Here is a 23,964-nt window from a genome sequence, read left to right on the forward strand (position 1 = left end):
CGTCGGCGGTAAGAAGCGCCCCAAGGCGCTGAGCTGCACGCTGGTGCTGTCCGTCGCGGGTGCCCTGGCCGCCGCGACGACCGCCGCCGTGCTCTTCCAGGTGCTCCCCGGCGGCTCCGACGACAGTGCCGACCAGAACGCCGGGACACCCCGTCCGTCCGCCACGGAACAGGAGCCGGGAGCCGGGGACACCGGCTCCGAAAAGGGCGATGTGCCCAAGAGGTTCATCGGCACCTGGCAGGGCGACCTGACCTCCGACTCGGGCATCCCGGTGGGCACCCTGACCATCACCTTCCGCCAGGGGCACACCGGGCAGGACGTCGCCAGTGGCCGGGTCAAGCTGTCGGTACTGCGCTGCGACAGCACATGGAAGCTGGTCTCGGCCGCCCCGAAACAACTCCACCTCGACGCGCGCCTCAAGGGCTCCGAGCCCCAGCAGGGGTGCAGCGACTCCTCGACGGACGAGCACTTCACCCTCACCTCCGACGGGACGATCAGCTACAAGGCGAAGGACAAACAGGCGGGCGATCCCACAGGCACCCTCCGCAGGCTCAGATGAGCGCGGAGCGACGGGTGCGGCGGGTACACGGGTTACAGATGTGCCTGACACGTACTCGTACAGGCGTACAGGCCCTGGCGTACTCTGGGTCGGTCCACCCATAAACCTCCGAAAGGTACGCCCCGGTGACCGCAAACGCAGAGGTGCAGGCAGTCCTCGACCGCGCCGCCGACGGGGGTCGGATCACCCCACAAGAGGCGCTCGACCTTTACCGCTCGGCTCCGCTGCACGCGCTGGGGGCCGCGGCCGACGCGGTCCGCCGCCGTCGCTACGCGGGCACCGAGCACATCGCGACATACATCATCGAACGGAACATCAACTACACCAACGTCTGCGTGACGGCGTGCAAGTTCTGCGCCTTCTACGCCCCTCCGAAGGACACCGCGAAGGGCTGGACCCGCGACCTCGACGACATCCTGCGCCGCTGCGCGGAGACCGTCGAACTGGGCGGCACGCAGATCATGTTCCAGGGCGGCCACCACCCGGACTACGGGGTGGAGTACTACGAGAAGCACTTCTCGGCGATCAAGCAGGCGTTCCCGCAGCTGGTGATCCACTCGCTGGGAGCCTCCGAGGTCGAGCACATGGCGCGGATCTCGGGCGTCTCGGCCGAGGAGGCCATCCGCCGCATCCACGCGGCCGGTCTCGACTCCTTCGCGGGCGCGGGCGCCGAGCTGCTGCCCGAGCGGCCGCGCAAGGCCATCGCGCCGCTGAAGGAGTCCGGTGAGCGCTGGCTGGAGATCATGGAGATCGCCCACAACCTCGGTGTGGAGTCCACCTCCACCATGCTGATGGGCACCGGCGAGACCAACGCCGAGCGGATCGAGCACATCCGCATGATCCGCGACGTACAGGACCGGACGGGCGGCTTCCGCGCCTTCATCCCGTACACCTACCAGCCCGAGAACAACCATCTGAAGGGCCGTACGCAGGCGACCGTCTTCGAGTACCTGCGGATGATCGCCATCGCGCGGCTGTTCCTCGACAACGTGGCCCACATCCAGGGTTCCTGGCTGACCGTCGGCAAGGAGGCCGGCCAGCTGGCCCTGCACTACGGGGCGGACGACCTGGGCTCGGTGATGCTGGAGGAGAACGTGGTCTCCTCGGCGGGCGCCCCCCACCGGTCCAACCGGATGGAGCTGCTCCACCTCATCCGCGCCGCCGGGCGGGTCCCCGCGCAGCGCGCGACGACGTACGAGCACCTCGTGGTGCACGACGACCCGGCGAACGACCCGGTCGACGACCACGTCGTCTCGCACCTGTCCTCGACGGCGATCGACGGCGGCACGGCCCACCCCGAGCTGACGGTGATCCAGGCGTCCTGATGCTCACGCTCCACGCGGCGCCCGTCGTCCGGGTCACCCCCGGCGACGCGGCGCCGCTGCACGACGCCGCCGTCGCGGTCGACGGCGACCGCATCGCGGCCATCGGCCCCCTGGCGGAGCTGCGCGAGACCTATCCGCGGGCCCGGGTGCGGGAGTGGCCCGGGGAGCTCGGCCCGGCCCTGGTCCACGAGGGCCCGGTGCCGGACGCGCCCAGCCCGCGGGAGCGGATCCACGCCCTGCTGCGGCGGGGCGCGACCGCCGTCCTCGCCCACCACCTCGGCGACGCCGAGCTGCGCGCGGCCGCCCACCGGGGCGGCATCGCCGTCCTGGACCGGCCGCGCCCGCCCGTCCTCGCCCCTGCGGGCCGCGCCGATCTGGCCGTCTTCGACGCGGACGGCGCCTGCCTGGCCACGGTGGTGGCCGGGCGGCTGGTGCACCGGCGCCGCTGAGGCACGCCGAGCCCCGGGCGGATGTGCGGGGCCCGCGAGGTGAACAATGGGGGCGTGAGCCGAGCATCCCTGGACAAGCAGCCGCACGAAGTCGCCGCCATGTTCGACGACGTGGCGGCCAATTACGACCTCACCAACGATGTGCTGTCGCTCGGGCAGGCCCGGCTGTGGCGCAAGGCCGTCGCCCGGGCCGTGGACGCGCGCGCCGGTGAGCGGGTGCTGGACCTCGCCGCCGGTACGGGGACGTCCTCGCTGCCGTTCCGGGAGGCGGGCGCGTACGTGGTGCCGTGCGACTTCTCGCTCGGGATGCTCCGCGAGGGCAAGAAGCGCCATCCGGGGCTGCCACTGACGGCGGGCGACGCGACCCGGCTGCCCTTCGCGGACGGGGTCTTCGACGCCGTCACCATCTCCTTCGGGCTGCGGAACGTCCAGGACACGCAGGGGGCGCTGCGCGAGATGCTGCGGGTGACCCGGCCCGGCGGACGGGTCGTCATCTGCGAGTTCAGCCACCCCACATGGCAGCCGTTCCGCACGCTCTACACCGAGTATCTGATGCGCGCGCTGCCGCCGATCGCGACGTCGGTCAGCAGCAACCCGGACGCGTATGTCTACCTCGCCGAGTCCATCCGCGCCTGGCCGGACCAGCCCGGTCTCGCCGCCCGGCTGCGGTCGGCGGGCTGGGAGCGCCCGGCCTGGCGCAACCTCACCGGCGGCGTGGTGGCCCTCCACCGGGCGTACAAGCCGTAAGGCGGCCGGTAACCGGGACACAAGCCGTAAGGCGGCCGTACGATCCGTAAGGCGGCCATGGGGGCCCCGGGGCCGGTCCGCGGGGGATGGGGCCGGGGGACGGCCCTTCGCGAGTGCCGGAGTATCGCCCCCCATAGACTGCAGCTGTCCAGTGCCCGGCGCGACCGGCACGCCGTTACCGAGGCTTGGGGAGACCCCGCGTGAGCGAGACCGCACCCACCGAGAGCGCGTCCTCCGGGATCTCGGAGCGCAGCGCCGATGTGATCGTCGTCGGCGCCGGACCGGCCGGCTCCACCACCGCGTACTACCTCGCCAAGGCGGGGCTGGATGTGCTGCTGCTGGAGAAGACGGCCTTTCCGCGCGAGAAGGTGTGCGGTGACGGCCTGACCCCGCGCGCCACCAAGCAGCTCGTGTCCATGGGCATCGACATCTCCGAGGAGGCGGGCTGGCTGCGCAACCGGGGCCTGCGGATCCTCGGCGGCGGGGTGCGGCTCCAGCTCGACTGGCCGGAGCTGGCCGCGTACCCCAACTACGGCCTGGTCCGTAAGCGCGACGACTTCGACGAGCAGCTGGCGCGGCAGGCCCAGAAGGCCGGGGCCCGGCTGTACGAGCGCTGCACTGTGGGCGCCCCGATCACCGACGGGCGCACCGGCCGGATCACCGGGGTCGAGGCCAAGCTGGGCGAGGAGAAGACGCCCGTCACCTTCCACGCGCCCCTGGTGGTCGCCGCCGACGGCAACTCGACCCGGCTCTCGCTCGCCATGGGGCTGCACCGGCGCGAGGACCGCCCGATGGGCGTGGCCGTGCGGACGTACTTCACCTCGCCCCGCCATGACGACGACTACCTGGAGTCCTGGCTGGAGTTGTGGGACCGGCGCGGTGTGGAGGACCGGCTGCTGCCCGGCTACGGCTGGATCTTCGGCATGGGCGACGGCACGAGCAATGTGGGCCTGGGCGTCCTCAACACCTCGTCCTCCTTCAAGGAACTCGACTGGCGCGAGGTCCTCAAGGCGTGGTGCGCCTCGATGCCGGAGGACTGGGGCTACACCCCGGAGAACATGACCGGCCCGATCCGCGGCGCCGCGCTCCCCATGGCCTTCAACCGTCAGCCGCACTACACCTGCGGGCTGCTGCTCGTCGGGGACGCGGGCGGCATGGTCAACCCGTTCAACGGGGAGGGCATCGCCTATGCGATGGAATCCGGGCAGATCGCCGCGGATGTGATCGTCCAGGCCCATGCCCGCGCCACCGCCCCCCAGCGCGAACTGGCCCTCCAGCGCTACCCGAAGGTGCTCAAGGACACCTACGGCGGCTACTACACGCTGGGCCGGGCGTTCGTGAAGCTGATCGGCAACCCGAAGGTCATGAAGCTGGCGACACAGCGCGGGCTGACGCATCCGATGCTGATGCGGTTCACGCTCAAGCTGCTGGCGAATCTGACCGATCCGACGGGCGGCGACGCCATGGACCGCATCATCAACGGCCTCACCAAGGTGACCCCGCGCGCCTGACGGCCCCGTAAGGGCCTCGGCTCGACCGAAGGGCGGCCGGCGCCCCGTAGGGGCGCGGCTGTATCAATATGCGGCTCCGCCGCGGGGCGCGACCAGCCACGACGGCGCCGCAGCCGACCGACAACGCATCGCGGCACTTCCAGACGTATTGCGGCACTCCAGCGGAGCGCTCAGGCGCCCGGGCCGCCGCTCGCTATGACGCCGAACGGCGCCCGGCCCGCATCCGTCAGCCAGGCCATCCGGCCGATCTCCTCGGCCGACATGGCCGGCATCAGCACCGAACCGCCCAGGTCCTGCGCCCTGCCGACCACCGCGTCGCAGTCCGTCACCTCGAAGTACGGCAGCCACTGCGGCGGTGTCGAATGCCCCTCCTGAAGCTGGGCGACGCCGCCGAAGGAGCCCTCCCGGCCGGCGCCGGACGTCATCAGCACCGTGTACGACCCGCCGGGGAAGGACATCTCCTCGGTGTCCCAGCCGAAGATCTTGCGGTAGAAGGCGAGGTCCTTCGCGGGATCGGGGGAGTGCAGCTCGGTCCAGCACAGGGTGCCGGGGTCGGTGACCGCGTCCAGCCCCGCCGTCCTGCCGGGCTGCCAGACGGCGAAGCGGGCGCCGCCGGGGTCGGTGAACTGGGCCATCCGCCCTTCCTCGAAGACGTCGAACGGAGCGAGCCGCACCGTGCCGCCCGCCTGCTCGACGGTCTTGGCGGTGGCCTCGGCGTCGGGGGTGTGGAAGTACGGCGTCCAGGCGGAGCGCGCGCCCTCCTCGGTGAGCGGCCCGACGGCCGCGACGGTCTTCCGGTCCAGGGTGAAGAAGCCGTACCCGCCCGCGTCGGGGCCTGCCGACTCGAAGCGCCAGCCCAGCAGGGAGCCGTAGAACGCCACGGCCGCTTCGGTGTCGGGGGCGCCCAGATCGAGCCAGTTGGGGGCGCCGGGGACGTAATCGGTGGTGAGCATGGGGCGCTCCTTCGACGGTCGGGCGCGAAGGCGCAGGAGAGTTCTGCAGGAGTGTTCTGCCGGAGATTGCCTCGTTCTGTCCGGTACTGCCTCGTTACTCAGTCTGGCACCGGGTACCGACAGCCGCCGCCGGGCTCGACATGACGTCGCCGTGCGGCGGTGGTGACAATGAAGGCAGGGGGGCGCCGTGTGCGCCAGCCGCGGCGACGCCGGACCGATGGGGCCCACGGGGCCGGATCCACCGCCGGTGGGCCTGGCAGGAGGTACACCATGACGAAGGCAGCGGACATCATGCACCCGGGCGCGCAGTGGGTACCGGAGAACGAGACGGTGCTGCGTGCCGCCCAGCTGATGCGGGACCTGGGCGTGGGGGCCCTCCCGGTCAGCGACGCCAACGAGCGGCTGTGCGGCATCGTGACCGACCGCGACATCGTCATCGGATGCGTCGCGGAGGGCGCCGACCCTTCGGGGACGCCCGTCGGGGCGCTCACCAAGGGCACCCCGCGCTGGATTCCCGCGGACGCCGATGTCAGGGACGTCCTGCGGGAGATGGAGGAGCACAAGATCCGCAGGCTTCCGGTGATCGACCAGAACAAGCGGCTGGTCGGAATGATCTCCGAGGCGGATCTGGCCCATCACCTCAGCGACGACCTCCTCGGCGAGTTCGTGGAGAAGGTCTACGCGCAGTAGGGAGGGAAGGACGTGGGGCCGCCGTCCACGGCGGGACGGCGGCCCCAGGATCCAAACTGACCGACGGATGACCGGCGGGCGTCTTACAGGACGCGCACGGCCCCGGTGGGCATGTCGTAGTCCAGCGGGCGCTCGACGATCCCGGTGCTCGAGTTCTGGGCGCCGATGAACTTGCCGCCGCCGACGTAGACGCCGACGTGGTAAGCGCTGCCGGCGCTGCCCCAGTAGAGCAGGTCGCCCGGCTGGAGGGAGTCCAGCGAGACCGGGGTGCCGGCGGTGGACTGGTCCTGCGAGACCCGCGGCAGGCTCACGCCGACCTGCTTGAAGGCGGCCTGGGTCAGCCCGGAGCAGTCGTAGGAGGACGGACCGCTGGAGCCGAGCACATACGCCTTGCCCAGCTGCGCCTTGAGGAAGCTGATCAGGGTCGCGGCATTGCCGGAGGCGTTGCTGACGCTGGTGGTGGAGAGCGTGGTGCGCTCGGCGGAGCGCGACGCCTTCGCCGCCTGGGCCTTGGCCTCGGCCGCGCGCTTGGCGGCCGCCTTACGAGCCGCCTCCCGGGCTTCCTTCGCCTTGCGGTCGGCCTCCGCCTTGGCCTTCTTGGCGGCGATCTTCGCGTGGGCGGCCGCCTGGTCCTTCTGGGCCTGGAGCTCATAGTCGGACGCCGCCTGCTGGGTGGCGTCCGCGGTCTGGGCGGCCGTGCTCGCCAGCGTGGCGCTGACGGTCGGCATCTCCAGCGTGGACTCGGCGGGAGCGGCGTTGTTCTCCGTGGCGGAGGCGGGCACGGCGGCACCGGCCACCGCGAGGGTGAGGAAGCCACCGGTCACCCCTGCGCGGAGCGCACGCGTCGACGCGGCACGGCGGGGCTTCCGGTGGCTGGGTATGTGTGCGACTGGGGACATAGGTCACTGGCTACCAGGGCCCTAAGGCCCAGATCAACAAAAGTGGGGTGCGCCACATTTGACGTGCACACGCCCAAAAACCGGGCCAAATGATCTCCATGGCCCACTCGGTCGCCTTGCCCGAATTTCGCGATCATGTGTCTACGCACGGCATTTGACGGCCATACCGGGACAGCGCGGGACCTACCACCGATGCCGCCCGCATACAAAGGGTTCCCGTGAAATCTAGATCCACAACCCGTCTGGGCGTGGGATACCTCACTCGCTCCGACCCGCTCGTGAACGCGTGCGCGGAGCGGTGATCGCGAACGTACGCGAACCCGTGATCAATCGTCCCGGGACGAAGGTCACTCATGAGGATGGATGGCGCTTATCAGCTGACGTCGTTCAGAGCAAATTTGCATGTATGTACCATGTCTTGGTAGGGGCGCAACGCGCTCACCTGTAATGACGTCTCTGAATGTCACCTCTCGTGGTCGTTCGGATGCTTCATGTACAAGATCACCGCTCATCCGACTTCATGATCCTTCGTCAGGTGGTGGAGATCACAAAGACGTTGTCGTACCCCGTGTCGCAGATCACAGACCGACGGGCATAGGATGCAGGCGAAACGGGCTTGTGAACTGCCTCACATGTGCGCGATCTTCGTGGGGTGGCGGCATGTCCGTGCGGTCCGCCAAGCAGTCATCGTCGACTGAAGGGAGCGAGGACGGTGAACGCATACGCGCCCATCCTCGTACTGGGAGCCCTCGGGGCAGGTTTTGCGATCTTCTCGGTTTTCATGGCCGCGATCATCGGCCCCAAGCGCTACAACCGGGCCAAGCTCGAAGCCTATGAGTGCGGCATCGAGCCGACTCCGCATCCGGCCGGCGGTGGGCGCTTCCCCATCAAGTACTACCTGACGGCGATGCTCTTCATCGTCTTCGACATCGAGATCGTCTTCCTCTACCCCTGGGCCGTCACCTTCGACGCCCTCGGCCTGTTCGGGCTCGTGGAGATGCTCCTCTTCGTGCTCACGGTCTTCGTCGCCTATGCCTACGTGTGGCGGCGTGGCGGTCTGGAGTGGGACTAAAGGGGCTCTAGAGGAGATAGGGGAAACATCGCATGGGTATCGAAGAGAAGCTCCCGAGTGGGTTCCTGCTCACCACCGTGGAACAGGCCGCCGGGCTGGCCCGTAAGTCCTCCGTCTTCCCGGCCACCTTCGGTCTGGCCTGTTGCGCCATCGAAATGATGACCACCGGCGCGGGGCGCTACGACCTCGCGCGCTTCGGCATGGAGGTCTTCCGCGGCTCGCCCCGCCAGGCGGATCTGATGATCGTCGCCGGGCGCGTCAGCCAGAAGATGGCCCCGGTGCTGCGCCAGGTCTACGACCAGATGCCGAACCCTAAGTGGGTCATCTCCATGGGCGTCTGCGCCTCCTCCGGGGGGATGTTCAACAACTACGCGATCGTGCAGGGCGTCGATCACATCGTCCCGGTCGACATCTATCTGCCCGGCTGTCCGCCGCGGCCCGAGATGCTCATGGACTCGATCCTCAAGCTGCACGAGAAGATCCGCGAGGAGAAGCTCGGCGTCAATCGCGAGCGTGCGGCCCGTGAGGCGGAGGAAGCGGCGCTGAAGGCGCTGCCGATGATCGAGATGAAGGGGCTGCTTCGGTGAGCGAGGCCAACGGGGCCAACGGGGTCAACCCGGACAAGGACCTCAACGCTGAGAACCTCCCCGGCCGCCGCGGCGACCAGGGCGAGCCCATCCGCGTCCAGCGCGGGATGTTCGGCGCCAACAACGGCGGCGACACCACCGGCTACGGCGGGCTGGTGCGCCCCGTACGGCTGCCCGGCCAGGCCACCCGGCCGTACGGGGGCTGGTTCGACCAGGTCGCCGACGAGCTCGAGGGCGCGCTCGAGGAGCAGTCGCTGCTCCCGGAGAACGCGATCGAGAAGACCGTCGTGGACCGCGGTGAGCTGACCTTCCACATCGCCCGGGAGCACCTCCCGCGGGTCGCCCGGACCCTGCGGGACGACCCGGCGCTCCGCTTCGAGCTGTGCACCGGCGTCAGCGGAGTCCACTTCCCCGGCGACAAGGGCCGTGAGCTGCACGCCGTCTACCACCTGCGGTCGATCACCCATGGCCGGATGATCCGGCTGGAGGTGAGCGCTCCGGATGCCGACCCGCACATCCCGTCGATCGTCGATGTCTATCCGACCAACGACTGGCATGAGCGCGAGACCTACGACTTCTTCGGCCTGATCTTCGACGGTCATCCCGCGCTGACGCGGATCATGATGCCCGACGACTGGCAGGGCTTCCCGCAACGCAAGGACTACCCGCTCGGCGGCATCCCCGTCGAGTACAAGGGCGCCCAGATCCCGGCTCCGGACCAGCGGAGGTCGTACAGCTGATGACTGCCCCCCACGCAACGCCTTCGGCCTCGGCGCGCGAGACAACAGAAGGCACCGTCTACACCGTCACCGGCGGCGACTGGGACGAGGTCGTGGCCGCCGCGGCGAAGGCCGACGACGAGCGGATCATCGTCAACATGGGTCCGCAGCACCCCTCCACCCATGGAGTGCTCCGGCTGATCCTGGAGATCGACGGTGAGACGGTCACCGAGGCCCGCTGCGGAATCGGTTATCTGCACACCGGAATCGAGAAGAACCTCGAATTCCGGAACTGGACGCAGGGCACCACCTTCGTGACGCGCATGGACTATCTGACGCCCTTCTACAACGAGGCGGCGTACTGCCTGGGCGTCGAGAGGCTGCTCGGCATCGAGGACCAGGTCCCGGACCGCGCCTCGGTGATCCGGGTGCTGCTGATGGAGCTCAACCGGCTCTCCTCGCATCTGGTGGCCATCGCCACCGGCGGTATGGAGCTCGGCGCGACCACGATCATGATCTACGGCTTCCGGGACCGCGAGCTGATCCTGGACGTCTTCGAGCTGATCACCGGCCTGCGGATGAACCACGCGTACATCCGGCCCGGCGGGCTCGCCCAGGACCTGCCGCCGGGGGCGGTCGACCAGATCCGGGCCCTCCTGAAGACGATGCGGAAGAACCTGCCCGAGTACGACAAGCTCGCCACCGGGAACCCGATCTTCAAGGCCCGGCTCCAGGACGTGGGCTACCTCGACCTCGCCGGCTGCATGGCGCTCGGCGTGACCGGCCCGATACTGCGGGCCACCGGGCTGCCGCACGATCTGCGCAAGACCGATCCGTACTGCGGCTATGACACCTATGACTTCGAGGTGCCGACCGCCGAGACCTGCGACGCCTACGGCCGGTTCCTGATCCGGCTGGAGGAGATGCGCCAGTCGCTGCGGATCGTCGAGCAGTGCCTGGAGCGGCTGGAGCCGGGCCCGGTGATGGTCGCGGACAAGAAGATCGCCTGGCCCGCACAGCTCGCACTCGGCCCGGACGGCCTCGGCAACTCCCTGGACCACATCAAGAACATCATGGGCACCTCCATGGAGGCCCTGATCCACCACTTCAAGCTGGTGACCGAGGGATTCCGGGTCCCGCCCGGACAGGCGTACGCGGCGATCGAGTCGCCCAAGGGCGAACTGGGTGCCCATGTGGTCAGCGATGGCGGCACCCGCCCGTATCGCGTCCACTTCCGCGACCCGTCCTTCACCAATCTGCAGGCCGTGGCGGCGATGTGCGAGGGCGGCCAGGTCGCCGATGTGATCGTCGCTGTCGCGTCCATCGACCCCGTGATGGGAGGAGTGGACCGGTGACTGATGTCCAGCTGGGGATGCCGGAGCTGCCGGCCCCCGACTACCCGGCCGAGGTGCGCACCCGGCTCGAGGCGGACGCCCGGGAGGTGATCGCCCGCTACCCGGACAGCCGCAGCGCACTGCTGCCGCTGCTGCACCTGGTGCAGTCCGAGGAGGGCCATGTCACCCGTACCGGCATGCGGTTCTGCGCCGAGATGCTGGGCCTGACCACCGCCGAGGTCACCGCGGTCGCCACCTTCTACACGATGTACCGGCGCAAGCCCTCCGGCGACTACCAGGTGGGGGTGTGCACCAACACCCTGTGCGCGGTGATGGGCGGCGACGCGATCTTCGAGGAGCTGCAGAGCCATCTGGGGGTGGGCAACGGGGAGACCACCGAGGACGGCAAGGTCACCCTGGAGCACATCGAGTGCAACGCGGCCTGCGACTTCGCACCCGTGGTGATGGTCAACTGGGAGTTCTTCGACAACCAGACCGTCGAGTCCGCCAAGGCGCTGGTCGACGAGTTGCGGGCGGGCCGGACCGTCGAGCCGACCCGGGGCGCGCCGCTGTGCACCTACAAGGAGACCGCCCGCATCCTGGCCGGCTTCCCCGACGCCCGCCCGGGCGCCGTCGAGGCCGGTGGCTCCGCGGGGCCCGCCTCGCTGGTCGGGCTGCGGCTGGCCAAGGGGGAGGTCGCTCCCGGCCGGGTCGTCTCGCCGAGGTCCGCCGACGCCCCGCAGGACGAGGCGCCGCCGACGCATCCCAGCTCGCATGACGCGCCGCAGCGGACCTCCGCCTCGGATCCGCACCACCCGGCGGGTCCGGTCGCCGAGGAGGGGGAGTGATGACCGTGACAACCGAGATCAATGGGCACAGCCCCGAGAAGCTGCTGGCACCCGTGCTCTCCGCGTTCTGGGACCAGCCGAACTCCTGGTCCCTGCGCACCTATCTGCGGCACGAGGGCTACGAGGGCATGCGCAAGGCCCTCGCGATGGACCCCGACGCGGTGATCGCGCTGGTGAAGGAGGCGGGTCTGCGCGGCCGCGGCGGCGCCGGCTTCCCCACCGGAATGAAGTGGCAGTTCATTCCGCAGGGCGACGGCAAGCCGCACTATCTCGTCGTCAACGCCGATGAGTCGGAACCGGGCACCTGTAAGGACATCCCCCTTCTCTACGCCAATCCGCACTCCCTCATCGAGGGCATGATCATCGCCTGTCATGCCATCCGCTCCGAGCACGCCTTCATCTATCTGCGCGGCGAGGTCGTCCCCGTGCTGCGGCGGCTGCACGAGGCCGTGCGCGAGGCATACGAGGAGGGCTACCTCGGCACCGCGGAACAGCGGCGGCGGAAGCTGGGGGTGGACGGACTGCCCGGTCTCGACATCACCGTGCACGCGGGCGCCGGTGCGTACATCTGTGGTGAGGAGACCGCGCTGCTGGACTCGCTGGAGGGCCGCCGCGGCCAGCCTCGGCTGCGGCCTCCCTTCCCCGCGGTCGCCGGTCTGTACGCGTGCCCCACTGTTGTCAATAACGTCGAATCCATCGCCTCGGTTCCCGCGATCCTCAACAAGGGCAAGGAATGGTTCCGTTCGATGGGCAGCGAGAAGTCCCCGGGCTTCACGCTCTACTCGCTGTCCGGCCATGTGGCCAACCCCGGACAGTACGAGGGCCCGCTCGGGATCACCCTGCGCCAGCTGCTCGACATGAGCGGCGGGATGCGCCCAGGGCACCGGCTGAAGTTCTGGACCCCGGGCGGCTCGTCCACCCCGCTGCTCACCGATGAGCACCTCGATGTCCCGCTGGACTACGAGGGCGTGGGCGCGGCCGGGTCGATGCTGGGCACCAAGGCGCTCCAGTGCTTCGACGAGACCACCTGCGTGGTGCGGGCCGTGACCCGGTGGACCGAGTTCTACGCGCATGAGTCCTGCGGCAAGTGCACACCCTGCCGCGAGGGCACGTACTGGCTGGTTCAGCTGTTGCGCGACCTCGAGGCCGGCAAGGGCCGCATGGAGGACCTCGACAAGCTGGCGGACATCGCCGACAACATCAACGGCAAGTCCTTCTGCGCCCTCGGCGACGGCGCGGCCAGCCCCATCTTCTCCTCGCTGAAGTACTTCCGCGAGGAGTACGAGCAGCACATCACCGGCGGAGGCTGTCTGTTCGACCCGGCCAAGTCCACTGTGTGGGCCGACCAGCCGCGCTCCACTCACCTGGGGGTGAACGCATGACCGTGACCACCAACGCACCCTCGTCGGGCGGGGAGGCGGCGGTGCCGCGAGAAGATCTGGTCTCCGTCACCATCGACGGGATCGAGATCTCCGTTCCCAAGGGGACGCTGGTCATCCGCGCCGCCGAACTGCTCGGCATCGAGATCCCGCGGTTCTGCGACCATCCGCTCCTCGACCCGGCCGGCGCCTGCCGCCAGTGCATCGTCGAGGTGGAGGGCCAGCGCAAGCCGATGGCCTCCTGCACCATCACCTGCACCGACGGGATGGTGGTCAAGACGCAGCTCACCTCGCCGGTGGCCGAGAAGGCCCAGCGCGGGGTGATGGAGCTGCTGCTGATCAACCACCCGCTGGACTGCCCGGTCTGCGACAAGGGCGGTGAATGCCCGCTCCAGAACCAGGCGATGAGCGCCGGACAGGCCGACAGCCGGTTCGAGGGGCAGAAGCGGACGTTCGCCAAGCCGGTCCCGATCTCGGCCCAGGTGCTGCTGGACCGCGAGCGCTGTGTGCTGTGCGCGCGCTGCACCCGCTTCTCCAACCAGATCGCGGGCGACCCGATGATCGAGCTGCTGGAGCGGGGCGCGCTGCAGCAGGTGGGCACCGGTGAGGGCGACCCGTTCGAGTCGTACTTCTCCGGGAACACCATCCAGATCTGCCCGGTGGGCGCCCTGACTTCGGCGGCGTACCGCTTCCGCTCCCGCCCCTTCGACCTGGTCTCCTCGCCGAGTGTGTGCGAGCACTGCGCGGGGGGCTGCGCGACCCGCACCGACCACCGGCGCGGCAAGGTCATGCGGCGGCTTGCGGCGGACGACCCCGAGGTCAACGAGGAGTGGATCTGCGACAAGGGGCGCTTCGGCTTCCGCTACGCCCAGCTGCCGGAGCGGCTCACCACCCCGCTGGTGCGCGACCGCGAGACGGGGAAGCTGGAGCCGGTGAGCTGGCCCGAGGCGCTGGACGCGGCGGCCGAGGGGCTCAGCATGGCGCGCGGCCGCACCGGCGTGCTCACCGGCGGCCGGCTGACCGTCGAGGACGCCTACGCCTACGCGAAGTTCGCGCGGCTCGCTCTGGACACCAACGACATCGATTTCCGGGCCCGTCTCCACAGCGATGAGGAGGCCGACTTCCTGGCCACCCACATCGCGGGCCGGGGGCGTGACCTGGACGGCGGCGGACTCACCTACACCGCGCTGGAGAAGGCCCCGGCCGTGCTGCTGGTCGGCTTCGAGGCCGAGGAGGAGTCGCCCGGCGTGTTCCTGCGGCTGCGCAAGGCGCACCGCAAGCACGGACAGCGCACCTTCTCGCTGGCCACCCACGCCACCCGGGGCCTTGAGAAGGCGGGCGGTACCCTGCTGCCGGCCGCCCCCGGTACCGAGACCGAGTGGCTGGACGCCATCGCCGGCCGCACCGGTCTGGACGCGGGCGGCGAGCGGGCCGCCGAGGCGCTGCGCGAAGAGGGCGCGGTGATCATCGTGGGCGAGCGGCTGGCGTCCGTGGCGGGCGGGCTCACCGCCGCCGTACGGGCCGCCGCCGCCACCGGCGCCACGCTCGCCTGGATTCCGCGCCGGGCGGGGGAGCGGGGCGCGATCGAGGCGGGGGCGCTGCCCGGGCTGCTGCCCGGTGGCCGTCCGGCCCATGACCCGCGGGCCCGCGAGGAGGTCTCCTCCGTCTGGGGCACCGTCGACCTGCCGCATCAGGTGGGCCGGGACACCGGCCAGATCATCGAGGCCGCGGCGGTCGGCGGGCTCGGGGCGCTGCTGGTCGCGGGCGTCGAGGTCGCCGATCTGCCCGATCCGGCGCGGGCCCTGGAGGCCCTGGACGCGGTGGACTTCGTGGTCAGCCTGGAGCAGCGGCCCTCGGAGGTCACCGAGCGGGCCGATGTGGTGCTGCCGGTCGCGGCGGTCGTCGAGAAGTCCGGCACCTTCCTCAACTGGGAGGGCCGGGCCCGGCCGTTCGAAGCCGCGCTCAAGCCCGACCAGATGACCCGCCGCCACACCCTCCCGGACGCCCGGGTGCTGCACATGCTGGCCGACGCGCTGGACGCGCCCCTGGACCTGCCGGACGTCGAGGCCGTACGCGCCGAGATGACCCGGCTGGGCACCTGGCAGGGCCCGCGCGCCACCGCCTCGCTGGAGACGGGCGGTCCGCTGCCCCGGCCGGCCGAGGGCGAGGCGGTGCTCGCCGGCCATCGGCTGCTGCTCGACCAGGGCCGGCTCCAGGACGGCGATCCGGCGCTGGCCGGGACCCGCCACGCGGCCGTGGCCCGGCTGTCGGCGGCCACGGCGGACGAGGCCGGGGTCGAGGACGGCCGGCTCGTCCGCGTCACCGGCCCGGCCGGTTCGGTCCAGCTGCCGCTGAGCGTCACCGCGATGCCCGACCGGGTGGTCTGGCTGCCGCTGGCCTCCGTCGGCGGCGGTGTCCAGCGCGATCTGGGGGCCCGCCCCGGCGATGTCGTGACGATCACTGCCCCCGCGACGGAGGTGACCCAGTGAGGATTCTCGCCGCAGAGGACCTGTCGATGTTCGGCCGCGACCCGTGGTGGCTGATCGTGATCAAGGCCGTCTTCTGCTTCGCCTTCCTGATGGTGACGGTGCTCATCTCCATCGTCATGGAGCGCAAGGTGGTCGGCTGGATGCAACTGCGCATCGGCCCCAACCGCCACGGCCCCTGGGGCATGCTGCAGTCCCTCGCGGACGGCGTGAAGCTGATGCTCAAGGAGGACGTGGTCGTCAAGGGCGCGGACAAGGTGGTCTACGTCCTGGCGCCGGTCGTCGCGGCCATCCCCGCCTTCATGGCGGTCGCGGTGATGCCGTTCGGCCCGGCCGGCGGCGAGGTCTCGGTCTTCGGGCACCGCACCGCGATGCAGCTGACCGATCTGCCGATCGCCGTCCTCTACATCCTCGCCACCGCCTCGGTCGGCATCTACGGCATCGTGCTGGCGGGCTGGTCCTCCGGATCGACGTATCCGCTCCTGGGCGGCCTGCGCTCCTGCGCCCAGATGATCAGCTACGAGATCGCGATGGGGCTCTCCTTCGCGGCCGTCTTCCTCTACTCCGGGTCGATGTCGACCTCGCAGATCGTCGAATCGCAGCAGGACCGCTGGTACGCGGTGCTGCTGCCGGTCTCGTTCCTCATCTACATCGTCTCGATGATCGGTGAGACCAACCGGGCGCCGTTCGACATGCCGGAGTCCGAGGGCGACCTGGTCGGCGGCTTCAACACCGAGTACTCCTCGATCAAGTTCGCGATGTTCATGCTCGCCGAGTACATCAACATGGTCACCGTCTCGATGGTCGCCGTCACCCTCTTCCTCGGCGGCTGGCGGGCGCCCTGGCCGATCAGCACCTTCTGGGAGGGCGCCAACCACGGCTGGTGGCCGCTGCTGTGGTTCGTCGGCAAGGTCGTGACATCGCTGTTCGTCTTCATCTGGGTGCGCGGCACGCTGCCGCGCGTCCGCTACGACCAGTTCATGAAGCTGGGCTGGAAGGTGCTCATCCCGATCTCGATGGTCTGGCTGATGCTGGTCGCCACCGTCCGGGCGCTGCGCAACGAGAACTACGACTACCAGGACATCGTGCTCTACGTGGGCGGCGCGGTGATCGCGCTGCTGCTGCTGTCCTTCGTGGTCGACTTCTTCCGCGACCGTTCGGCGCAGGCCGAGGCCGGAGCGGAACAGGGACCGGAGCCCGCCTTCGATCCGATGGCGGGAGGTTTCCCGGTGCCGCCGCTGCCCGGCCAGACCTTGCCGCCAGTCCCCCGCCGACGTCCGCGCACCGAGCGTGAGTTGATTGTCAGTGGTGGCCCCGACACTGTCAGTGACGGAAAGGAGGCCGACGGTGTCTGACTTCCAGAATCCGGTGGCCGGCTTCGGCGTGACCTTCAAGGCCATGTTCAAGAAGCGGCTCACCGAACAGTACCCAGAGGTGAAGAAGCCCACCGCGCCCCGCTTCCACGGACGCCACCAGCTCAACCGGCACCCGGACGGGCTGGAGAAGTGCATCGGCTGCGAGCTGTGCGCCTGGGCCTGCCCCGCCGACGCGATCTATGTGGAGGGCGCGGACAACACCGACGAGGAGCGCTACTCCCCGGGCGAGCGCTACGGCCGCGTCTACCAGATCAACTATCTGCGCTGCATCCTGTGCGGCCTGTGCGTCGAGGCGTGCCCCACCAGGGCGCTCACCATGACCAATGAGTACGAGCTCGCCGACCGCACCCGCGAATCGCTCATCTACACCAAGGAGGAGCTGCTCGCGGGCCTCGAGGACGGGATGGTCGACTCCCCGCACGCCATCTACCCCGGCACCGACGAGCAGGACTACTACCGGGGCCTGGTGACCGAGGCCGCGCCCGGCACCACCCGGCAGGTGGCGGCCAGCAAGGGCGAGACCCTGTCCGACCAGGCCGCGGGGAACGAGGAGTCGCAGGATCGGCAGCAGGGGGTGCAGGGATGAGCGGCGGCGCTCTGGCCGCGGCGGCCTCCACCACCTCCACCGGTGAGGCCCTCCAGTTCTGGGTGCTCGGCACCGTCGCCGTGATCGGCGCGCTGTGCACGATCCTGATGCGCAAGGCCGTGCACAGCGCCCTGTGCCTGGCGGGCACCATGATCGTCCTGGCGGTCTTCTACCTCGCCAACGGCGCGTACTTCCTGGGCGTCGTCCAGATCGTCGTCTACACCGGCGCGATCATGATGCTCTTCCTCTTCGTGGTGATGCTGGTCGGTGTCACCGCCGCCGACTCCCTCAAGGAGACCCTGAAGGGGCAGCGCTGGCTCGCCGCCCTCTGCGGGATCGGCTTCGGCATCCTGCTGTGCGCCGGGATCGGGAACGCCTCGCTGAAGACGTGGACCGGCCTGGGCCAGGCCAACTCCGGCGGCAATGTGGAGGGCCTGGCGTCGCTGATCTTCACCAAGTACGTCTTCGCCTTCGAAATCACCGGCGCGCTGCTGATCACCGCGGCGGTCGGCGCGATGGTGCTGACCCACCGCGAGCGCACCGAGCGGGCCCGCACCCAGCGCGAGCAGTCCGAGGCGCGGGTGCGCACCGGCCGGAACGTGCCGCCGCTGCCGGCGCCCGGTGTGTACGCGCGGCACAACGCGGTGGACATCCCCGGTCTGCTGCCCGACGGCACCCCGTCCGACCTCACCGTCAACGCCACGCTGCGCGGCCGCGGCCAGATCCGCGACGTCTCCAGCGAGGCGCTGGCCGAGCTGGCGGCGCTGGAGCAGCGCTCGCAGCGCTGGCTGGGCCGGAAGAACGAGACCGGCAAGCCGTCCGGGAACGCCGGGGAGTCAGCCACTTCCGAGAACGGCGAGAACGGTGAAAACGGCGAGAACGCGGGCAGTGCGCCGAACCCGAGGGGAGTCGCCAAGTGAATCCGGTCAACTACCTCTACCTGGCCGCCCTGTTGTTCACCATTGGTGCGGCCGGCGTCGTCATCAGGCGGAACGCGATCGTCCTCTTCATGTGCGTCGAGCTGATGCTGAACGCGTGCAACCTGGCGTTCGTCACCTTCTCCCGGCTGCACGGCAATCTCGACGGCCAGATCATCGCCTTCTTCACGATGGTCGTGGCCGCGGCGGAGGTTGTGGTCGGTCTCGCGATCATCGTGACCATCTTCCGCTCCCGCCACTCGGCCTCGGTCGACGACGCCAGCCTGATGAAGCTCTAGAAGGGGTCGCGTTCAAGTGGAGAACCTCATCGGATTGCTTGTCGCGGTCCCGCTGCTCGGCGCGGCCCTGCTGCTGTGCGGAGGGCGGCGGCTGGACGGCAAGGGCCACTACATCGGCACGGTGCTCGCCGCCGCCTCCTTCGTCATCGGCGCGGTGCTCTTCGCCGACATGCTCGGCCGCGGCGAGCACGACCGGGCCCTGCACAGCAAGGTCTTCAGCTGGATCCCGGTGGGCGGCTTCCGCGCGGACGTCGCCTTCCAGCTCGACCAGCTGTCCATGACCTTCGTCCTGCTGATCACCGGTGTGGGCACGCTGATCCACATCTACTCGATCGGCTATATGGAGCACGACGAGCGCCGCCGCCGCTTCTTCGGCTATCTCAATCTCTTCCTCGCGGCGATGCTGCTGCTCGTCCTCGCCGACAACTACCTGCTGCTGTACGTCGGCTGGGAGGGCGTCGGCCTCGCCTCGTACCTGCTCATCGGCTTCTGGCAGCACAAGCCCAGCGCGGCCACGGCGGCGAAGAAGGCGTTCATCGTCAACCGCGTCGGCGACGTCGGCCTGTCGATCGCGATCATGCTGATGTTCACGACGTTCGGGACCTTCACGTTCGCCCCGGTGCTGACGAACGCGGACCACGCGAGCGAGGGCAAGCTCACCGCGATCGGGCTGATGCTGCTGCTCGCGGCCTGCGGCAAGTCGGCCCAGGTGCCGCTGCAGTCCTGGCTCGGAGACGCGATGGAGGGCCCGACCCCGGTCTCGGCCCTGATCCACGCGGCGACCATGGTGACCGCGGGCGTGTATCTGATCACCCGCTCCGGCGCGATCTTCAACGCCGCGCCGGACGCCCAGGCCGCGGTGGTCGCGGTCGGCGCGGTCACGCTCCTGTTCGGTGCGATCGTCGGTTGTGCCAAGGACGACATCAAGAAGGCCCTGGCCGGGTCCACCATGTCGCAGATCGGCTACATGATCCTGGCCGCCGGGCTCGGCCCGATCGGCTATGTCTTCGCGATCATGCACCTGGTGACCCACGGCTTCTTCAAGGCGGGGCTCTTCCTCGGGGCCGGTTCGGTCATGCACGCCATGAACGACGAGGTCGACATGCGCAAGTACGGCGGTCTGCGGAAGTACATGCCGGTCACCTTCATCACCTTCGGGCTCGGCTATCTCGCGATCATCGGCTTCCCCGGGCTGTCCGGCTTCTGGTCCAAGGACAAGATCATCGAGGCGGCGTTCGCCAAGGGCGGCACCGAGGGCTGGATCCTCGGCGGCGCGGCCCTGCTGGGCGCGGCCATCACCGCGTACTACATGACGCGGGTGATGCTGCTGACCTTCTTCGGCGAGAAGCGCTGGGGCACCACGCCCTCGCCCGAGGAGCCCAGCGCCGAGCCCGCCGCCGAGTCGGCCGGGGCGCACGCCGAACCGCATCCGCACGAGTCGCCCTCGTCCATGACCATCCCCATGATCGTCCTGGCCGTGGGATCGGTCTTCGCGGGCGGGCTGTTCAGCGTCAACGACGCGTTCCTGAAGTGGCTGGAGCCGGTCACCGGCCACAGCCACGGCGATTCCCCGCTCAGCGCCGCGGCGGTCACCGCCGGGACGATGGTGGTGCTGGCGATCGGTGTCGCCCTCGCCTGGGCGCAGTACGGACGCCGTCCGGTGCCGCGCACCGCCCCCCGCGGATCCCTGCTCACCCGGGCCGCCCGGCGCGATCTGCTGCAGGACGACTTCAACCATGTCGCGCTCGTCAAACCAGGCCAGTATCTGACCCGCGGTCTGGTCTATGTCGACCACAAGCTGGTCGACGGGGTGGTCAACGGCACCGCGGCCTCGGTCGGCGGGCTCTCCGGCCGGCTGCGAAAGCTGCAGAACGGCTATGCCCGTACGTACGCGGTCTCGATGTTCGGCGGTACGGCGGTGCTCATCGCCGCGACCCTGCTGATGAGGGCGGTCTGAGTCATGTCATTTCCCCTGCTGACGGCCACGGCCGTGATGCCCGCGCTCGGCGCGGTTGTCACCGCCGCCGTGCCCGCCGCCCAGCGCGCCGCCGCCAAGTGGGTGGCGCTGGGTTTCTCCCTGGTCACCCTCGCCCTCGCGGCGGTCGTGCTGGTCCGCTTCGACCCCGGCGGCGCCCGCTTCCAGCTCACCGAATCCCACGCCTGGATCAAGGACTTCGGCGTCCGCTACGAACTGGGCGTGGACGGGATCGCGGTCGCGCTGATCGCGCTCACCGCCGTGCTCATCCCCTTCATCATCCTGGCGGGCTGGCATGACGCCGATCCGCTGGAAGGCGCCCGCCCCAACCGCCGCTGGCGGCCCACCCAGGGCTTCTTCGCGCTGATCCTGATGGTCGAGGCGATGGTGGTGATCTCCTTCGAGGCCACCGACGTCTTCCTCTTCTACATCTTCTTCGAGGCCATGCTGATCCCGATGTACTTCCTCATCGGGGGCTTCGGGGACCGGGCCGGTGGCCGCTCCGAGGAGGAGACGGCCACTCAGCGCTCCTACGCCGCGGTGAAGTTCCTGCTCTACAACCTGGCGGGCGGGCTGATCATGCTGGCCGCGGTGGTCGGTCTGTACGCGGTCACCGCCGATCAGCTCGGCACCGGCACCTTCTCGCTCCAGGAGATCGTCCAGGCGCGGGCGGGCGGCCATCTGGACATGGCGTCCGGCACCGAGCGGCTGCTCTTCCTCGGCTTCTTCTTCGCCTTCGCGGTGAAGGCGCCGCTGTGGCCGCTGCACACCTGGCTGCCCAACGCGATGGGGGAGTCCACCGCCCCGGTCGCCGTGCTGATCACCGCGGTGGTCGACAAGGTCGGCACCTTCGCGATGCTCCGCTTCTGCCTCCAGCTCTTCCCGGAGGCCAGCAAGTGGGCCACCCCGGCGATCATGATCCTGGCGCTCATCAGCATCATCTACGGGGCGCTGCTGGCGATCGGCCAGCGGGACATCAAGCGGCTGATCGCCTACGCCTCGATCTCCCACTTCGGCTTCATCATCCTGGGCATCTTCGCGATGACCACCCAGGGCCAGGGCGGCGCCACCCTTTACATGGTCAACCACGGCATCTCCACCGCCGCGCTGATGCTGGTGGCCGGGTTCCTGATCACCCGGCGCGGTTCGCGGCTCATCGCCGACTACGGCGGGGTGCAGAAGGTGGCCCCGGTGCTCGCCGGCACCTTCCTGATCGGCGGGCTCGCCACCCTCTCGCTGCCCGGGCTCGCGCCGTTCATCAGCGAATTCCTGGTCCTGGTCGGCACGTTCAGCCGCTATCCGGCACTCGGCGTGATCGCGACCGTCGGAATAGTGCTGGCGGCGCTCTACGTTCTGATCCTCTACCAGCGCACCATGACCGGTCCGGTGAAGGCCGAGGTGCGGTCCATGCCCGATCTGCGGGTGCGTGAGCTGGTCGTCGTGGCCCCGCTCATCGCGCTGCTGATCTTCCTCGGGGTCTATCCGAAGCCGCTGGCCGACATCGTCAACCCGGCGGTCGACCACACGATGTCCGTGGTGGACAAGAAGGATCCCAAGCCCGATCACCCCGTCACCGACGCGGGCTGGTTCAGCTACAGCCCGAAGTCCGACGGTGCTTCCCACGACGGTGCTTCCGGAGGTGCCAAGTGACCCACGCGGCCACTGTCCACAGCCTGTGGACAACAGCGGCGGCGGCGCCCGACAAGATCCCGTCGCCCGATATAGAGTACGGCCAGCTGGCGCCCACGCTGATCGTGCTCGGCGCCGCGATCGTCGGCGTCCTGATCGAGGCGTTCCTTCCGCGCCGCCAGCGCTACATGGCGCAGCTGTTCGTCTCCGTGGTCGCCCTGGCCGCGGCCTTCGCCGCCGTGATCGGCCTCGCCGCCGGTGACTACGGCACCAGCAAGGCCCGTGTCGCGGCCATGGGCGCGATCGCGGTCGACGGACCGGCGCTCTTCCTGCAGGGGACCATTCTCCTGGTGGCGCTGGTGGCGGTGTTCACCTTCGCCGAGCGGCGGCTGGATCCGGTGGTGCACGGCAACCGCGTCGACTCCTTCGCGGCCCAGGCCGCCGCCGTGCCCGGTGGCGACACCGAAAAGGCCGCCGTCAAGGCGGGGTTCACCACCACCGAGGTCTTTCCGCTGGTCCTCTTCGCGGTCGGCGGCATGCTGGTCTTCCCGTCCGCCAACGATCTGCTGACGCTCTTCGTGGCGCTGGAGGTCTTCTCCCTGCCGCTGTACATCCTGTGCGCGCTGGCCCGGCGCCATCGCGCGCTGTCGCAGGAGGCCGCGGTCAAGTACTTCCTGCTGGGCGCCTTCTCCTCGGCGTTCCTGCTCTTCGGCATCGCCCTGCTGTACGGCTACGCGGGCACGGTCTCCTACTCCGGGATCGCGGACGTCGTCGACGGCCAGGTCAGGAACGTCACCCCGGCGCTCGCCGGGACCATGGGCAATGACGCGCTGCTGCTGATCGGCGGGGCGATGGTGCTGGTGGGGCTGCTGTTCAAGATCGGTGCCGTGCCGTTCCACATGTGGACCCCCGACGTCTACCAGGGCGCCCCGACCCCGGTGACCGGCTTCATGGCGGCGGCCACCAAGGTCGCGGCCTTCGGCGCGCTGCTGCGGCTGCTGTACGTCGTACTGCCCGGGCTGCGCTGGGACTGGCGGCCGGTGATGTGGGGCGTCGCCATCGTCACCATGCTGGGCGGCGCGATCGTGGCCGTCACCCAGACCGATGTGAAGCGGCTGCTGGCGTACTCCTCGATCGCCCACGCCGGGTTCATCCTGGCCGGTGTCATCGCCACCACGCCCGACGGCATCTCCTCCGTCCTCTTCTACCTCGCCGCGTACTCCTTCGTGACCCTCGGCGCCTTCGCGGTGGTCACCCTGGTGCGGGACGCGGGCGGCGAGGCCACCCACCTGTCCAAGTGGGCCGGTCTCGGCCGCCGTTCGCCCCTGGTGGCCGCCGTTTTCGCGGTCTTCCTGCTGGCCTTCGCCGGTATCCCGCTGACCAGCGGCTTCGCCGGGAAGTTCGCGGTCTTCAAGGCGGCGGCAGATGGTGGGGCGGGCGCGCTGGTGGTGATCGGTGTGATCTCCTCGGCGGTCGCCGCGTTCTTCTACATCCGGGTGATCGTGCTGATGTTCTTCAGCGAGCCGCGCACGGACGGCCCGTCCGTGGCCGTGCCGAGCCCGCTGACCTCGTCGGCCATCGCGATCGGCGTGGCGGTCACGCTCGTCCTGGGCGTCGCCCCGCA

21 protein-coding genes and 1 pseudogene are annotated in these 23,964 nt (G+C 69.7%); 20 read left to right on the forward strand and 2 right to left on the reverse strand.

Annotated elements, in window-relative coordinates:
• From GWI24_RS16490 to GWI24_RS16510, 5 genes and pseudogenes are all read left to right on the forward strand, one after another.
• Nucleotides 1-559 (forward strand): annotated as a pseudogene (locus GWI24_RS16490) (serine/threonine protein kinase); the annotation flags it as partial.
• 125 nt (nt 560-684) lie between these two features.
• Nucleotides 685-1,884, forward strand: coding sequence for a cyclic dehypoxanthinyl futalosine synthase (mqnC, locus tag GWI24_RS16495; RefSeq protein WP_210946716.1), 1,200 nt, complete (start codon nt 685-687; stop codon nt 1,882-1,884).
• The gene (locus tag GWI24_RS16500; protein WP_210946717.1) at nt 1,884-2,333 is read left to right on the forward strand and encodes a hypothetical protein; all 450 of its coding nucleotides are present in this window, start codon (nt 1,884-1,886) and stop codon (nt 2,331-2,333) included. The genes mqnC and GWI24_RS16500 overlap by 1 nt, the downstream gene beginning before the upstream one ends.
• A 54-nt stretch (nt 2,334-2,387) precedes the next feature.
• The gene (locus tag GWI24_RS16505) at nt 2,388-3,080 is read left to right on the forward strand and encodes a demethylmenaquinone methyltransferase (RefSeq protein ID WP_210946718.1); all 693 of its coding nucleotides are present in this window, start codon (nt 2,388-2,390) and stop codon (nt 3,078-3,080) included.
• 200 nt (nt 3,081-3,280) lie between these two features.
• Nucleotides 3,281-4,591 (forward strand): geranylgeranyl reductase family protein, encoded by a 1,311-nt coding sequence (locus GWI24_RS16510; protein ID WP_308343678.1) that lies wholly within the window; start codon nt 3,281-3,283, stop codon nt 4,589-4,591.
• A gap of 170 nt (nt 4,592-4,761) precedes the next feature.
• Here GWI24_RS16510 and GWI24_RS16515 read toward each other — a convergent pair whose 3' ends face one another.
• Entirely contained in the window at nt 4,762-5,544 is a 783-nt protein-coding gene (locus tag GWI24_RS16515; protein ID WP_210946719.1) for a VOC family protein, read from the reverse strand.
• Between the two features lie 270 nt (nt 5,545-5,814).
• Between GWI24_RS16515 and GWI24_RS16520 the strand changes: the two genes are divergently transcribed.
• Nucleotides 5,815-6,234, forward strand: coding sequence for a CBS domain-containing protein (locus tag GWI24_RS16520; protein ID WP_210946720.1), 420 nt, complete (start codon nt 5,815-5,817; stop codon nt 6,232-6,234).
• Between the two features lie 83 nt (nt 6,235-6,317).
• On the opposite strand, the gene GWI24_RS16525 is transcribed toward GWI24_RS16520, so the two are convergent.
• Nucleotides 6,318-7,133, reverse strand: a complete 816-nt coding sequence (locus GWI24_RS16525; RefSeq protein WP_138914458.1) for a C40 family peptidase — start codon at nt 7,131-7,133, stop codon at nt 6,318-6,320.
• 712 nt (nt 7,134-7,845) lie between these two features.
• Here GWI24_RS16525 and GWI24_RS16530 point away from each other — a divergent pair.
• The 14 genes from GWI24_RS16530 to nuoN all read left to right on the forward strand — a co-directional run.
• Nucleotides 7,846-8,205, forward strand: coding sequence for an NADH-quinone oxidoreductase subunit A (locus tag GWI24_RS16530; RefSeq protein ID WP_020869381.1), 360 nt, complete (start codon nt 7,846-7,848; stop codon nt 8,203-8,205).
• A gap of 32 nt (nt 8,206-8,237) precedes the next feature.
• Nucleotides 8,238-8,792 carry an NADH-quinone oxidoreductase subunit B family protein gene (locus tag GWI24_RS16535; protein ID WP_020869380.1) on the forward strand — a complete coding sequence of 185 codons (555 nt, stop codon included), beginning with the start codon at nt 8,238-8,240 and terminating at the stop codon, nt 8,790-8,792.
• Nucleotides 8,789-9,532, forward strand: coding sequence for an NADH-quinone oxidoreductase subunit C (locus GWI24_RS16540; RefSeq protein WP_210946721.1), 744 nt, complete (start codon nt 8,789-8,791; stop codon nt 9,530-9,532). Before GWI24_RS16535 ends, GWI24_RS16540 begins: the two co-directional genes overlap by 4 nt.
• On the forward strand, nt 9,532-10,866 hold the full coding sequence (locus tag GWI24_RS16545) for an NADH-quinone oxidoreductase subunit D (RefSeq protein WP_210946722.1): 1,335 nt from the start codon (nt 9,532-9,534) through the stop codon (nt 10,864-10,866). Before GWI24_RS16540 ends, GWI24_RS16545 begins: the two co-directional genes overlap by 1 nt.
• 17 nt (nt 10,867-10,883) lie before the next feature.
• Nucleotides 10,884-11,693: an NADH-quinone oxidoreductase subunit NuoE gene (nuoE, locus tag GWI24_RS16550; protein ID WP_210946731.1), complete on the forward strand. Its 810-nt coding sequence runs from the start codon at nt 10,884-10,886 to the stop codon at nt 11,691-11,693.
• A complete protein-coding gene (nuoF, locus tag GWI24_RS16555; RefSeq protein WP_210946723.1) occupies nt 11,693-13,075 on the forward strand; it encodes an NADH-quinone oxidoreductase subunit NuoF in 1,383 nt (460 codons plus the stop codon). The genes nuoE and nuoF overlap by 1 nt, the downstream gene beginning before the upstream one ends.
• Complete coding sequence (locus GWI24_RS16560) at nt 13,072-15,561, forward strand: NADH-quinone oxidoreductase subunit G (RefSeq protein WP_210946724.1); 2,490 nt, start codon at nt 13,072-13,074, stop codon at nt 15,559-15,561. Before nuoF ends, GWI24_RS16560 begins: the two co-directional genes overlap by 4 nt.
• A 26-nt stretch (nt 15,562-15,587) precedes the next feature.
• Nucleotides 15,588-16,913 (forward strand): NADH-quinone oxidoreductase subunit NuoH, encoded by a 1,326-nt coding sequence (gene nuoH / locus GWI24_RS16565; protein WP_214665101.1) that lies wholly within the window; start codon nt 15,588-15,590, stop codon nt 16,911-16,913.
• Nucleotides 16,906-17,520, forward strand: a complete 615-nt coding sequence (gene nuoI, locus GWI24_RS16570) for an NADH-quinone oxidoreductase subunit NuoI (protein WP_308343681.1) — start codon at nt 16,906-16,908, stop codon at nt 17,518-17,520. Before nuoH ends, nuoI begins: the two co-directional genes overlap by 8 nt.
• A complete protein-coding gene (locus GWI24_RS16575) occupies nt 17,517-18,440 on the forward strand; it encodes an NADH-quinone oxidoreductase subunit J (RefSeq protein ID WP_210946726.1) in 924 nt (307 codons plus the stop codon). Before nuoI ends, GWI24_RS16575 begins: the two co-directional genes overlap by 4 nt.
• Nucleotides 18,437-18,736, forward strand: a complete 300-nt coding sequence (gene nuoK, locus GWI24_RS16580; RefSeq protein WP_046084223.1) for an NADH-quinone oxidoreductase subunit NuoK — start codon at nt 18,437-18,439, stop codon at nt 18,734-18,736. Before GWI24_RS16575 ends, nuoK begins: the two co-directional genes overlap by 4 nt.
• A gap of 16 nt (nt 18,737-18,752) precedes the next feature.
• Nucleotides 18,753-20,693: an NADH-quinone oxidoreductase subunit L gene (gene nuoL, locus GWI24_RS16585; RefSeq protein WP_210946727.1), complete on the forward strand. Its 1,941-nt coding sequence runs from the start codon at nt 18,753-18,755 to the stop codon at nt 20,691-20,693.
• Nucleotides 20,694-20,696: 3 nt separating this feature from the next.
• Nucleotides 20,697-22,361, forward strand: a complete 1,665-nt coding sequence (locus tag GWI24_RS16590; RefSeq protein ID WP_210946728.1) for an NADH-quinone oxidoreductase subunit M — start codon at nt 20,697-20,699, stop codon at nt 22,359-22,361.
• Nucleotides 22,358-23,964 (forward strand): NADH-quinone oxidoreductase subunit NuoN (nuoN, locus tag GWI24_RS16595; protein WP_210946729.1); only part of this gene is annotated, 1,607 nt, incomplete at its 3' end. The genes GWI24_RS16590 and nuoN, both read left to right, overlap by 4 nt.

Source organism: Streptomyces sp. MK37H (assembly GCF_018035285.1).
Classification (GTDB): Bacteria; Actinomycetota; Actinomycetes; order Streptomycetales; family Streptomycetaceae; genus Streptomyces; species Streptomyces endocoffeicus.